Genomic DNA, 12,454 nt, shown 5'->3' with positions numbered 1-12,454 from the left:
CGTGCTCAATGCAACAAGCGACCGGATACCCCCGGCAGCGATCCGCTCCACCTCCGCCGGCTCTTCTCTTTCTGGCCCATCCCCTGACCCGACAGCGAGCATGGCGCAATTCGCTATTCCCGGGTCGCTCCTTGTTATGTCAGCGCTCCCCTCCATCCGCATACTCACTGTAACGACGGTCGTTACACTATGGAGAGCGAGACAATGACTACCACCGAAATCCGCCGGCGCGGCGGTCGCAGCGGAAGCGAAGCACGCCGTGCGGCGCGGTCACGCGGGCAAGGCATGAGCGCGCCGTACATCAGCCGCAAAGTTCCCTTCTACGAAGTCCTCGACGAAGAAGGGCTCGCGGTCATCGAGCACAACGCCGACACGATCCTCGAGGAAGTCGGCATCGATTTCCGCGACGACCCCGAGGCGCTGCAGATCTGGCGCGACGCGGGCGCCGACGTGCGGGGCGAGCGGGTGCGCATGCCGCGCGGCATGTGCCGCAAGCTGATCCAGGACGACGCGCCGCGCGAGTTCACGCAGGTCGCGCGCAATCCCGAGCGCAGCGTGCGCATCGGCCGGGCCAACACCGTCTTCGTGCCCGCGTACGGCTGCCCGTTCATCCACAACCTCGACGACGGCCGCCGCTACGGCACCGTCGAGGACTTCCGCAACTTCGTCAAGCTCGCCTACCTGTCGCCCGGCCTCCACCACTCCGGCGGCACGATCTGCGAGCCCGTGGACCTGCCGGTCAACAAGCGCCACTTCGACATGGTCTACAGCCACATGAAGTACTCGGACAAGTGCTTCATGGGTTCGGTCACGCACCCCGAGCGCGCACAGGACACCGTCGAGATGGCGAAGATCCTGTTCGGCGACCAATGGATCGACCCGGAAACCGGCAAGCCGCGCACCGCCGTGATCAACCTGATCAACGCCAACTCGCCGATGACCTTCGACGACACCATGCTTGGTGCGGCGAAGGTCTACGCGCGCAACAATCAAGCCTGCATCGTCACCCCCTTCATCCTCGCCGGCGCCATGTCGCCTGTTACGGTAGCCGGCACCGCCGCCCAGACGCTCGCCGAGGCGATGGCCGGCATGGCCTTCGTGCAGCTCGTCAACCCGGGCGCCCCGGTCGTGTTCGGCAGCTTCGCCAGCTCGATGTCGATGCAATCCGGCGCGCCGACCTTCGGCACGCCCGAGCCCGCCTTGGTACTGTACGTGATGGCCCACCTCGCGCGCCGCCTAGGCGTGCCCTTCCGCTCCGGCGGATCGCTCACAGCCGCGAAGATCCCCGATGCGCAAGCCGCGAGCGAGAGCGCCAACACGCTCCTGCCGACCGCACTGGCGGGAGTGAACTTTGCGCTCCACACCGCGGGCTGGCTCGAAGGCGGACTGGCGATGGGCTACGAGAAGTTCATTATGGACGCCGACCAGGCCGGCATGATGCAGACTCTCATGGGCGGCGTGGACATGTCCGCAAACGGCCAGGCGATGGACGCGATCCGCGAGGTCGGCCCGGGCAAGCACTTCCTCGGCTGCGCCCACACCCAGGCCAACTTCGAGAATGCTTTTTACCGCTCGCCGATTGCCGATAACAACAGCTTCGAGCAGTGGGAGGCCGAAGGCCGACTGGACATGGCACAACGCGCCAACGCGCGCTGGAAGAAAATGCTGGCCGAGTACGAAGCACCCGAGCTCGATCCGGCCATCGACGAGGCCCTTCAGGCCTACATCCGGCGGCGCAAGGAATCCTTCCCGGATTCGAACACCTGAGACACGCGGCGCAGCGGCCGCCGCACGGGTCTCGTCCCGCGCGGCGCCGCGCCCGGTCTTCCTCTCATGCGCCGGCCGGCCCCAACTCCAGCCTCAACTTGCGCTCATTGGGAAGCATCACACCGAGGAGCCCGGAGCACACCGCCACCCCGAACATGATCACGTAGATCGGCTCGAATGAAGGATCGAAACACTGCCTCGAAGGTGTTGGACGCGGCGAGGAGCGCCGCCTTGCGCTCCTGGAGGCGGTGGATGTGGCTGGGGGTGGCGCCCAGCGGAACCCCCTGGAATGAAAAAAGGGACCGAAGTCCCTTTTTTCAACCCCTACGGAACTCAGCGGAATCCGTAGCAGTGCATCTGGAGCGGGAAACGAGTCTCGAACTCGCGACCTCAACCTTGGCAAGGTTGCGCTCTACCAACTGAGCTATTCCCGCATGTACTTGCAGAACCTGTCACCACCAGGATTGGCGCGGGCTTCCGACCCACAGCCACTCCCTTTTGCCACCGCTCGACATCCGTCTGCGTTGTCGAGGCGCGCATCATGCCGCATGTCTGCGCTTTCTGCAAGCGCCCTATAACGGCGTGCTCGGGTTCTCAACGGTGACGACCAGCGCCGAAGTGGATCGGAGCTGATTTCGCGAAGGGACTTCGCGTCGTTCACAGCCGAAGCGGACGGGCCGACGCCGCCTTCGAGGCGGTCAGCGACATGGCCTTGCGACAACAATATCGTCCTGGCGCTCGCGGCGCGGGTTGTCCCCGCACTGGTCGCAGCCCGGATGGTTCAAGAGCTGCTGCAGCAACTCGGCGGTCAGCCGCCCTACGCGAAGCCCGTCGTCGTGTAATTCCGATCGCGCCCCCCGTCCTCGCGATCGGCGCGCGCGAGTTACAATGCCGCCTCCTTTGCTGCACTGCGGAGCGCCCCGATGCCCCTTGCCCAAACCGAAAACCTGAACATCCTCGCGGCCGATCACATGCCCTCTCCGGAGGAGATCAAGTCGCGCGTGCCGCTGACCGAACGCGCGGCCGCGACGGTGGTCGCGGGCCGCCGCGCGCTCGACGACATCCTCGATCGCAAGGACAGCCGCCTGTTCGTCGTCGTCGGGCCGTGCTCGATTCACGACCCGATGGCCGGTCTGGACTATGCGCGCCGGCTGAAATCGCTCGCCGACGACGTCGCCGAAACGATGGTCCTGGTGATGCGGGTGTACTTCGAGAAGCCGCGGACGTCGACCGGCTGGAAGGGCTTCATCAACGATCCACACATGGACGACTCCTTCCGCATCGATGAAGGCATGGAGAAGGCGCGCCGCTTCCTGCTCGACGTCAACGAGATCGGCCTGCCCGCGGCGACCGAAGCGCTCGACCCGATTGCCCCCCAGTATTACGGCGACCTGATTTCCTGGACCGCGATCGGCGCCCGCACCTCCGAATCCCAGACCCACCGCGAAATGGCATCCGGTCTGTCGACACCCGTCGGCTTCAAGAACGCGACCGACGGCGATCTCGAAGTCGCGATCAACGCGATCGTATCCGCGTCGCACCCGCACAGCTTCCTCGGCATCAACAAGCAGGGCCAGTCGGCGATCCTGCGCACGCGCGGCAATCGTTACGGCCACGTCGTGCTGCGAGGCGGCGGCGGCCGGCCGAACTACGACACGGTGTCGATCTCGCTCGCCGAACAGGCGCTGGCGAAGGCGAAGCTCCCCGCGAACATCGTCGTCGATTGCTCGCACGCGAACTCGTGGAAGAAGCCCGAACTGCAGCCGCTGGTGATGAAGGACGTCGTGCACCAGATCCGCGAAGGCAACCGCTCGGTCGTCGGGCTGATGATCGAAAGCTTCATCGAGCCCGGCAATCAGCCGATCCCGGCGGACCTGTCGCAGCTTAAGTACGGCTGCTCGGTCACCGACGCTTGCGTCGGCTGGGAGACGACCGAGGACACGCTCCGCAAGGCTGATCGCGTGCTGCGCGAGGCCCTGCAACACCGGAGCGCGTCCGCATGAATCTCGTCGTGCAGGGCGAGGACGTCGACTCGGTCGCCCTGAAGAATCTCGCGAAGCTCTGCGGCGCGAGCGCCATCGAACAGATCACGCCCGAAGCCTTCCGCCTGCTCGCGACGACCCGCAGCGAGCAGATCGCGTCCTTGTGCGCCGAGGCCCAGCTCGACTGGGCCTGGGTGCCGAATGGACGCAAGCTCGCGGACTTCGGGCTCTTCGTCACCGACATGGACTCGACGCTGATCAACATCGAGTGCATCGACGAAATCGCCGACATGCAGGGGCTGAAGGCGGAAGTCGCCGCGATCACCGAAGCGGCGATGCGCGGCGAGATCGATTTCAGGGAATCGCTGAAGCGGCGGGTCGCCCTGCTCGCGGGACTGCCCGAATCCGCGCTTGGCGAAGTCTACGAACGGCGGCTGCAGTTGAATCCGGGCGCGGAGCGACTGATGCGCGGACTGAAGGCCGCCGGCATCCACACCGTTCTGGTCTCGGGCGGCTTCACGTATTTCACCGAGCGCCTGAAGGTCCGGCTCGGCTTCGACGAGGCGCACGCAAACGTGTTGGAAGTCCGCGACGGGCGATTGACCGGCCATGTCGTCGGCCCGATCGTCGATGGAGACGCAAAGGCTGCACACCTGCGGCGGACACGCGAGCGGCTGGGTCTGCGGCCCGACCAGGTGATCGCCGCCGGCGACGGCGCGAACGACATCCCGATGCTCACCGAAGCCGGCTTCGGCGTCGCCTACCGAGCGAAACCGATCCTGCGCGACGCGACCGACTGCCGGCTCGATCACGTCGGGCTCGACGGCGTACTGAATCTCTTCCGGTAGCCGTCAAGTTCGCTCGACGTGGGCGAGGATCGCGTTCAGCATCGCGGCGCCGAGCCGTTTGCTGCGTGCGCCGTTCCAGCCGGTCTGCCCGTCGGGCAGATTGGCGTTGTCCTTGAAAGGCATCTCGAGCGTCAGCGAAACGCAGCCGAAGCGGTGCGCGACCCATTTGCTCGCGAGCGTTAGTAGCTCCTCGCCGAAACGTCCTGGCTGGTAGCCGTGTTCCGTCTGGAAGTCCGGGCTCGCGGCCGCGAGGGCGGCAACGAGACGGGCCTGCTGCGCGGCCATCTCGGGCGTGAATCCGGGCACTTCCTCGGCGGTCGAGAAGAACACATACGGCAGCGATTCGTCGCCGTGGATGTCGAGAAAGAGCGCGCAACCGCTCGCCTCCATCGACCCCCGGACGTGGAACACCTCGGGACTCGCAGCGGCGTCCGGCGCGCGCCATTCGCGATTGAGATTCCGCCCGGCGGCGTTCGTGCGCAGGTTGCCGCGGATCGCACCGTCCGGATTCATGTTCGGCACGATGTACAGGACTGCCTGCTCGCGGATGCGGCGTGCGACCGGGTCGGCGCTGTCGAGCAGACGTTCCAGCAGCCCCTCGACGAACCATTCCGTCATCGTTTCGCCAGGATGCTGGCGCGCGATGATCCAGACGGGCTTGCGCCCAGGCGCCGGGCGTCCGACGACGACGCGATCGACGTCGCGTCCTTCGACCGTCGTGCCGACGTTCTCGACCTCGGCAAACGGCGACATCTCCGCCCAGCCGAGCAGGTCGAGGTGGCGCTCGTGCGAGTACGGCTCGAAATACGCGTAATAGACGCTGTTGCGCTCCGGTGTGTGTTCGACGACGAGCCGCCCGTCCTCGACGCTCGTGCCGGGCACGCGGAACCAGTTTCGCCGATCGTACGACGCGACGCAGCGGTAGCCCGGCCAGCCGTCCGGGTACGCGGCGTCGGCGGCGTTCTCGAACGTCATCCGCAGCGCGCGACCCGCGGCGCCCTGCAGCCTGAAATGGAACCACTGGCGGAAATCCGCCGCGTTGTCGGCGCGCAGACGCAGCCGGATGTCCTGCGGATCGTCGAGGCTGACGACCTCGATCGCACCGGCGTCGAAGTTGTGGCTGATCTTCATCGTTTTCTCCCCCGCCTTCAGTCGATGCGCCGGCGGAACACCGGCCGGTCGTCGTCGGAAGCGTCGGCGGCGAACGCATACCCTTCGTAGTCGAATCCCCGCAGCCCGGCGACATCGTCGATACGGTTGCGGATCGCGTAACGGCACATCAGGCCGCGCGCCCGTTTCGCGTAGAAGCTGATGATCTTGTAGCGCCCGCCCTTCCAATCCTGGAACACCGGCACGACGACGCGGGCGCCGAGCTTCGCCGGTTTCACGGACTTGAAATATTCCTCGGAGGCGAGGTTCACGAGCACCGGCGCGCCTCCCGTTCCGGTTTCGCGCTCGGCCGCGAGCAGATTCTTCAGCGCGTCGGTGAGCGTGTCGCCCCAGAACGCATAAAGGTTCCGCCCGCGCGGATTATCGAGCCGCGTGCCCATCTCGAGGCGATACGGCTGAATCAGGTCGAGCGGACGCAACAGCCCGTACAGGCCGGACAGAATGCGCAGGTGATCCTGCGCCCAGCCGAACTCCTCGCGCGACAGACTCTTCGCATCGAGCCCCTCATACACGTCACCGTTGAACGCGAGCACGGCCTGCTTCGCGTTGCCCGCGGTAAATGGCGGGGACCAGGCTTCGTAGCGGGCGACGTTCAACGCGGCAAGCTGATCCGAAAGACTCATCAGGTCCGCGACCTCCGCCGGGCTTTTCCGCCGGAGAATCCCGATCAATTGTCCGGCCTCGCGCAGGTAGTCGGGCCGCGTGTGGGTATCGAGGACGGGGGGCGTATCGAAATCGAGCGCCTTCGCCGGAGAAATCACGAAAATCATCGGGCCGCTTGTTGTCGTGTTGGGGAGCCGGGCCATGGTAGCAAAAGGCGCCGCAAGAGGCTCAACCCGCCGGGCTGCAACGGCTCCCTCGCTCGCCGCGCGCCCAGACGCTTCGCCCCGCAACGCTTCGCCGCATACCGCTTCAACTCATCCGACTCCCGGTTCCCCTCCGGGTTTGACATGAGCCCGTGGATTGCGCGACATTCCCCGTCCCAACCGGCCGGAATCCCGATGTCCCCTTCGTCCCTGCTCGAGCGCTCCCTCCGGAGCGTCTGGCATCCGTGTACCCAGATGAAACAGCACGAGACCTTGCCCCTCGTGCCGATCGTCCGCGGCGAAGGCCCGTGGCTCGTCGATGACAGCGGCCGGCGCCTGCTCGACGGCATCAGCTCCTGGTGGGTCAACCTGTTCGGACATTGCAATCCGCGGATCAACGCGGCGCTGCGCGAGCAGCTCGAAACGCTCGAACACGTGATGCTCGCCGGCTTCACGCACGAGCCGGTGGTCCAGCTCTCGGAGCGGCTCGCCGCGCTGACGGGCCACCGCCTCGGCCATGCGTTCTACGCGTCCGATGGCGCTTCGGCGACCGAGATCGCGCTAAAGATGAGCGCGCACTACTGGCGCAACGCCGGGCGCCCCGAAAAATCCCGCTTCGTCAGCCTCGCCGGGAGCTATCACGGCGAGACGGTCGGCGCGCTCGCGGTCACCGACGTCGCGATCTTTCGCGACGCCTACGCGCCGCTCGTCCGCGCCGGGACGACGGTCCCGACCCCCGATGCCCGGCTCGCCCTGCCCGGCGAAACCGCGGCCGACGTCGCCCGCCGCGCCGCCGCCGGGCTCGAAGCACATCTCGCACAGCATCACGCGCAGACCGCGGCGCTGATCGTCGAGCCGCTCGTGCAGGGCGCGTCCGGCATGGTGATGTACGACCCCGAATACCTGCGCCGCGCGCGCGAACTGTGCGACCGCTACGAAGTGCATCTCGTCGCCGACGAGATCGCCGTCGGCTGCGGCCGCACCGGCACGTTCTTCGCGTGCGAGCAGGCCGGGATCTGGCCCGATTTCCTATGCCTGTCGAAAGGCATTTCCGGCGGCTACCTGCCGCTGTCGCTCGTGCTGTCGACGGGCGCGATCTTCACCGCGTTCTATGACGACTCCGCCGCGCGCGGCTTCCTGCACTCGCATTCCTACACCGGCAATCCGCTCGCATGTCGGGCCGCGCTCGCGACCCTCGACATTTTCGAACAGGACGACGTGCTCGCCGCGAACCGGCTCCTCGCGCGGCAACTCGGCGACGGGATTCGCGAGCGCTTCGACGGTCACGCGCGCGTTCGGCACCTGCGCCAGCGCGGCATGATCATCGCATTCGACGTCGACACCGAGCGGGCCGATTTCTCGCGGCGCTTCTTCGCGGCGGGCCTCGACCACGGCGTGCTGCTCCGACCGATCGGCAACACGGTCTATTTCATGCCGCCCTACGTGATCGGCGCCGAGGAGATCCGCCACCTCGTCGACGGCGCCGCGGCAGCGCTCGCCGCCGCGCTCGCGTGAAGCCGATGCTGCTCGAGCAGTTGAAGGCCGATCTCGCCGAACTCGATGCCCGCTCGCTGAAGCGCGTGCGCCGCAGCCTCGACACGCCGTGCGGCCCGCGTGCGCGCGTCGACGGCCGCGAGATGCTCGCCTTCTGCAGCAACGACTATCTCGGGTTTGCCGCCGAGCCGTCCCTCGTCGCGGCGCTGCAGGCCGGCGCCGAACGCTGGGGGGCCGGTTCGGGCGCATCGCACCTCGTCAGCGGCCACTACGCCGTGCACGACGAACTCGAAGCACGCCTCGCAGCGTTCGTCGGTTGCGAGCGCGCGCTGTATTTCTCGACCGGTTTCATGGCGAACACCGGCGTGATCCCGGCGCTCGTCGGCCGCGGCGACGCGATCTTCGCCGACCGGCTGAACCACGCGTCGCTCGTCGACGGGGCGCTGCTGTCCCGTGCGGACCTGCAACGCTATGCGCACGCCGATCCAGCCGCCCTCGAACGCGGGCTCGCGACGAGCGGCGCCCGGCGCAAGCTGATTGTCACCGATTCGGTGTTCAGCATGGACGGCGACGTCGCGCCGCTCGCCGCGCTGCTCGATCTCGCCGAGCGCTTCGACGCGTGGCTGATCGTCGACGACGCGCACGGTTTCGGCGTCCTCGGACCACAGGGGCGCGGCGCGCTCGCCGAAGCCGGGCTCGCATCCTGGCGCCTGATTTACATCGGCACGCTCGGCAAGGCCGCAGGCGTCTCGGGCGCTTTCGTCGCGGGCGAGGCCGACGTCATCGAATGGCTGATGCAGAAGGCGCGCCCCTATATCTTCACGACCGGCGCACCGCCGGCGCTCGCCGAAGCCCTGCTCGCGAGTCTCGGTCTGATCCAGACGGGCGACGCACGCCGTCGCCATCTTGCGTCGCTGATCGACCTGCTCCGCGCCGAACTGCGGCTCGCACGCTGGACCCTGCTGCCGTCGCGCACGCCGATCCAGCCGATCCTGATCGGCGACAACGCCGAGGCGGCCGCGGTCGCGCGCGGACTGTGGGACGAAGGCTTGTGGGTGCCCGCGATCCGTCCGCCGACGGTGCCGCAAGGCACGGCCCGGCTTCGGGTGTCGCTGACTGCCGCGCACTCCGCCGACGACGTGCGGCGTCTCGCGTCGGCGCTCAACAGGCTCGAGGGCACCCCGTGAGTGGCCGCCCGCTCGTCCTGCTGCATGGTTGGGGGCTGACGCCGCGCGTTTGGGACACGTTGCGCGAAGCGCTGCCGCGCGGAATCGTGGTCCACGCACCGGCAATGCCGGGGCACGCAGGAGCCCCCCCAGTCGCGGACCCGACCCTCGAGGCGTGGGCCGACGCCCTCCTCCCGACGCTCCCGGACGCTGCGCTGCTGTGCGGCTGGTCGATCGGCGGCATGATCGCGCTCGATCTCGCGCGACGGCATCCGCAAAAGGTCGCGCAGCTGATCCTGGTCGGCACGTCTCCCCGCTTCGTCTCGTGCTCCGATCCGGACACCTGGCCGCACGGACTCGAGACCGCCACTGTCGAGGGGTTCATCGGCAGTTTCGCGCGCGACCCGGCGGCGACGCTGAACCGCTTCGTCGCGCTGCAGGCGCTCGGCGACAGCGACCGACGTGGCGTCGCAGCCCGGCTGAACGCTGCGCTCGCCGACGCGTGCAGGTCCGGGGTCGATGGACTTGCCGCGGGTCTGCAACTGCTCGCAACCACCGACCTGCGCCCGTCGCTGTCGCAAGTTCACCAACCGGTGCAACTGCTCCACGGCGCGCGCGACGCGCTGATGCCGCTCGCCGCGGCGGAATGGCTCGCCGCACAATTGCCCGACGCCCGGCTGATGCGCTTCGACGCCTGCGGCCACGCGCCCTTCCTGTCACGGCCGGCCGAATGCGCCGAGCTGATCGCGAGCTTCGCCGCATGACGGGTCGCGCACGCGAGAAACGGACAGTGCGCGAAGCGTTCGACGGCGCCGCCGCGAGTTACGACAGCGCGGCCCGCGTGCAGCGGGAAATCTGCCACCGGCTCGCGACCTTCGCCAGCGCGCTGCCTCGGCCGGCGGCTGTGCATCGGGTGATGGATGCAGGCTGCGGGACCGGTTACGGCCTCGGCCTGCTCGGACAGCTTTACCCCGGCGCGACCTCGATCGCGCTCGATTTCGCACCGGCGATGCTCGCGCATCTCTGCACCGACGGTTTTTCCACCGTCCCGCCGCTTCCCCTGTGCGCCGATCTCGAAGCGATCCCGCTCGCGGCGGGTTCGGTCGACGCGATCTGGTCGAGCCTCGCGCTGCAGTGGTGCGAGCCGGACGCGGCGCTGCGGGAATTCGCTCGTATCCTTCGCCCTGGCGGGGTCGTATGGATCGCGACGCTCGGCCCACGGACGCTGCACGAACTGCGCGACGCCTTCGCGACGATCGACGACGCCGATCACGTGATCCGCTTCCACTCGCGCGACCTCTGGCTCGCGGAAGCCGCCGCGGCCGGTTTCGAACTCCGCGCAGCTGACGAGGCGCCCGCGTTCGCGCTCGCGCCGGATCTGCGCTCGCTGCTGCGGGACATCAAGGCGATCGGCGCGCACAGCGTCGGCGCGCAGCGGCGCCGTCGGCCGCTCGGCCGCAGCGCGTGGCGACAGCTCGAAACACGCTACGAATCGCACCGGCGCGACGACGGGCTGCTGCCGGCGACCTACGACGTGATCCTGCTCGCTCTGGGGAAGGCATGAGCACGCCCGCTGAAGCGCGTCTTCATCCGCCCGCCCGCCTCCCCCTTGCCGAAGGGATTTTCCGATGACCAGCTCCCGCGCATGGTTCCTGACCGGGACCGACACCGAAATCGGCAAGACCTTCGTGAGCTGTTCGCTGCTCCATGCGGCGCGCTTGTCGGGACACCGCGCGCTCGGCATGAAGCCGGTCGCCGCGGGCGCCGACTGCGTCGATGGCGAGTGGATCAACGAGGATGCAGCGTCGCTGCGCGCCGCGGGCAGCTTCGACCCGGGCCTCGCCCGACTGAACCCGTACTGCTTCGCGAACCCGGTCGCGCCCCACATCGCTGCGGCAGAGGAAGGCGTCGCGATCAATCCGGACCGCATCCGTGAAGCCTTCGAGCGGCTGCGCGCCGAGGCCGACGTCGTCATCGTCGAAGGGGTCGGCGGCTTTCGCGTGCCGCTCGGCGACAACTACGACACCGCGGACCTCGCGCGGGAGCTCGCGCTGCCGGTGATCCTCGTCGTCGGAATGCGCCTCGGCTGCATCAACCACGCGCTGCTGACGGTGGAGGCCATCGCCGCGCGCGGCCTCGCGCTCGCCGGCTGGGTCGCGAACCGGATCGACCCGGCGATGCTGCGCTTCGACGAGAACCTCGCCGCGCTGAAAACGCGAATCGACGCGCCGCTGCTCGGCGTCGTGCCCTACGTCGCAGACGGCGGCCCCGCCACGGCGGCCAAATTGCTGCGCCTGCCGGACGATTGACGCGGCAAACAAATACCGTTCGGACCGAGCCTGTCCAAGCCCTGCCGCTGCCCGTCGGCAGGCTCAGGGCGAACGGATGGCGTGGATTGCGGGTTTAACAGTACCTACATGGACTCCCCCGCCGAGCGCCGTTGCCGCACCTGCTCGAACAGGCACACGGCCGCCGCCGCTGCGACGTTCAGCGACTCGACCGCGCCCGGCATCGGGATCATGACCGTCCCGGTCGCCAAGGCCGCGACTTCGGGCGAAACGCCCCGCCCTTCCGCGCCGAACAGCCACGCGACCGGCCCGCGGAGATCGGCCTGGTACAGCTCACGCGTGTCCGCGCCGAGCCCGGTCGCGAGGATCGGATGCGGGTAGCCACGGAGCGCACGGCCGACCTCTACGTGTTCGTGGATGCGCAGGCGGAAGTGCCCGCCCATGCCGGCGCGCAGCACGCGCGGCGACCAAGCCTGAGCGCAGCCGGCGGTCAGCAGCACGTCGGCCAATCCCGCCGCGGCGGCGGTGCGCAGGATCGTGCCGAGATTGCCGGCGTCCTGCACGCCGTCGAGCACGAGCAGCGATTCCTCGAAGCACTGCGCCGCGAGCGGCGCCGGCAAGTCGATCACCGCCAGGAGCCCGGACGGCGCATCGACCGGGCTGACGTGGGCGAACAGCGGATCCGTCAGGTGCGTGACCGGCAGCACGGCGCAACGCTCGAGCAGCGACGCGATTTCGGCGCTGGCGAGCCCGTGGTCGCTGACGACGAGTTCCCACAACGGCCAGCCGGCATCGAGCGCGGCCGCGACGAGGTGCGGACCGTCGAGCAAAGTTTGTCCGTGTTGCCGCCTGTCGCGCGCCGACGTCGCGAGGCCGTGCAGGCGCTTGACGCCCGGATTGTCGCGCGAAGTAATCGTTTTCAACGCGCGCCGT

The 12,454-nt window shown here is 68.2% G+C and carries 11 protein-coding genes and 1 tRNA gene; 8 read left to right on the top strand and 4 right to left on the bottom strand.

From position 1 onward, the window contains the following. Positions 1 to 204: 204 nt before the first annotated feature. On the top strand, positions 205 to 1,767 hold the full coding sequence (locus V6M37_RS17145; RefSeq protein ID WP_332675369.1) for a trimethylamine methyltransferase family protein: 1,563 nt from the start codon (positions 205 to 207) through the stop codon (positions 1,765 to 1,767). Positions 1,768 to 2,125: 358 nt separating this feature from the next. Here the strand turns inward: V6M37_RS17145 and V6M37_RS17140 are convergent. Further along, positions 2,126 to 2,201 (bottom strand) — tRNA-Gly (locus tag V6M37_RS17140). 489 nt (positions 2,202 to 2,690) lie between these two features. On the opposite strand from V6M37_RS17140, the gene V6M37_RS17135 reads away from it, so the two are divergent. Together V6M37_RS17135 and serB are read left to right on the top strand one after the other, a co-directional pair. Then, positions 2,691 to 3,770, top strand: a complete 1,080-nt coding sequence (locus V6M37_RS17135; RefSeq protein WP_332675367.1) for a 3-deoxy-7-phosphoheptulonate synthase — start codon at positions 2,691 to 2,693, stop codon at positions 3,768 to 3,770. Then, a complete protein-coding gene (gene serB, locus V6M37_RS17130; RefSeq protein ID WP_332675365.1) occupies positions 3,767 to 4,597 on the top strand; it encodes a phosphoserine phosphatase SerB in 831 nt (276 codons plus the stop codon). The genes V6M37_RS17135 and serB overlap by 4 nt, the downstream gene beginning before the upstream one ends. 3 nt (positions 4,598 to 4,600) lie before the next feature. Here the strand turns inward: serB and V6M37_RS17125 are convergent, their stop codons facing one another. Together V6M37_RS17125 and yaaA are read right to left on the bottom strand one after the other, a co-directional pair. Continuing rightward, a complete protein-coding gene (locus V6M37_RS17125) occupies positions 4,601 to 5,728 on the bottom strand; it encodes a M14 family metallopeptidase (protein ID WP_332675362.1) in 1,128 nt (375 codons plus the stop codon). 17 nt (positions 5,729 to 5,745) lie between these two features. After that, a complete protein-coding gene (yaaA, locus tag V6M37_RS17120) occupies positions 5,746 to 6,537 on the bottom strand; it encodes a peroxide stress protein YaaA (RefSeq protein WP_332675360.1) in 792 nt (263 codons plus the stop codon). Positions 6,538 to 6,768: 231 nt separating this feature from the next. Between yaaA and V6M37_RS17115 the strand changes: the two genes are divergently transcribed. From V6M37_RS17115 to bioD, 5 genes are all read left to right on the top strand, one after another. Continuing rightward, on the top strand, positions 6,769 to 8,088 hold the full coding sequence (locus V6M37_RS17115) for an adenosylmethionine--8-amino-7-oxononanoate transaminase (protein WP_332675358.1): 1,320 nt from the start codon (positions 6,769 to 6,771) through the stop codon (positions 8,086 to 8,088). A 5-nt stretch (positions 8,089 to 8,093) separates the two neighbouring features. Next, a complete protein-coding gene (bioF, locus tag V6M37_RS17110) occupies positions 8,094 to 9,254 on the top strand; it encodes an 8-amino-7-oxononanoate synthase (protein WP_332675403.1) in 1,161 nt (386 codons plus the stop codon). Next, positions 9,251 to 9,997: an alpha/beta fold hydrolase gene (locus tag V6M37_RS17105; protein ID WP_332675356.1), complete on the top strand. Its 747-nt coding sequence runs from the start codon at positions 9,251 to 9,253 to the stop codon at positions 9,995 to 9,997. The genes bioF and V6M37_RS17105 overlap by 4 nt, the downstream gene beginning before the upstream one ends. Continuing rightward, positions 9,994 to 10,797, top strand: a complete 804-nt coding sequence (locus tag V6M37_RS17100) for a methyltransferase domain-containing protein (protein WP_332675354.1) — start codon at positions 9,994 to 9,996, stop codon at positions 10,795 to 10,797. Before V6M37_RS17105 ends, V6M37_RS17100 begins: the two co-directional genes overlap by 4 nt. A 64-nt stretch (positions 10,798 to 10,861) precedes the next feature. Next, positions 10,862 to 11,542, top strand: coding sequence for a dethiobiotin synthase (gene bioD / locus V6M37_RS17095; RefSeq protein WP_332675353.1), 681 nt, complete (start codon positions 10,862 to 10,864; stop codon positions 11,540 to 11,542). A 104-nt stretch (positions 11,543 to 11,646) separates the two neighbouring features. On the opposite strand, the gene V6M37_RS17090 is transcribed toward bioD, so the two are convergent. Next, the gene (locus V6M37_RS17090; RefSeq protein WP_332675351.1) at positions 11,647 to 12,444 is read right to left on the bottom strand and encodes a TrmH family RNA methyltransferase; all 798 of its coding nucleotides are present in this window, start codon (positions 12,442 to 12,444) and stop codon (positions 11,647 to 11,649) included. Positions 12,445 to 12,454 lie beyond the last annotated feature (10 nt).

The organism is Aromatoleum sp. (genome assembly GCF_036675785.1).
Classification (GTDB): Bacteria; Pseudomonadota; Gammaproteobacteria; order Burkholderiales; family Rhodocyclaceae; genus Aromatoleum.
The sequence above is the reverse complement of the archived record's forward strand: the minus strand, read 5'-3'. Positions and strand labels throughout refer to the sequence as shown.

Bases quoted from the DNA above. Each gene is read 5' to 3' on its own strand.
- serB (WP_332675365.1), top strand. From the start codon at position 3,767: ATGAATCTCGTCGTGCAGGGCGAGGACGTCGACTCGGTCGCCCTGAAG.
- V6M37_RS17125 (WP_332675362.1), bottom strand. From the start codon at position 5,728: ATGAAGATCAGCCACAACTTCGACGCCGGTGCGATCGAGGTCGTCAGC.
- V6M37_RS17100 (WP_332675354.1), top strand. From the start codon at position 9,994: ATGACGGGTCGCGCACGCGAGAAACGGACAGTGCGCGAAGCGTTCGAC.
- V6M37_RS17135 (WP_332675367.1), top strand. From the start codon at position 2,691: ATGCCCCTTGCCCAAACCGAAAACCTGAACATCCTCGCGGCCGATCAC.
- V6M37_RS17145 (WP_332675369.1), top strand. From the start codon at position 205: ATGACTACCACCGAAATCCGCCGGCGCGGCGGTCGCAGCGGAAGCGAA.
- bioD (WP_332675353.1), top strand. From the start codon at position 10,862: ATGACCAGCTCCCGCGCATGGTTCCTGACCGGGACCGACACCGAAATC.
- yaaA (WP_332675360.1), bottom strand. From the start codon at position 6,537: ATGATTTTCGTGATTTCTCCGGCGAAGGCGCTCGATTTCGATACGCCC.
- bioF (WP_332675403.1), top strand. From the start codon at position 8,094: ATGCTGCTCGAGCAGTTGAAGGCCGATCTCGCCGAACTCGATGCCCGC.
- V6M37_RS17115 (WP_332675358.1), top strand. From the start codon at position 6,769: ATGTCCCCTTCGTCCCTGCTCGAGCGCTCCCTCCGGAGCGTCTGGCAT.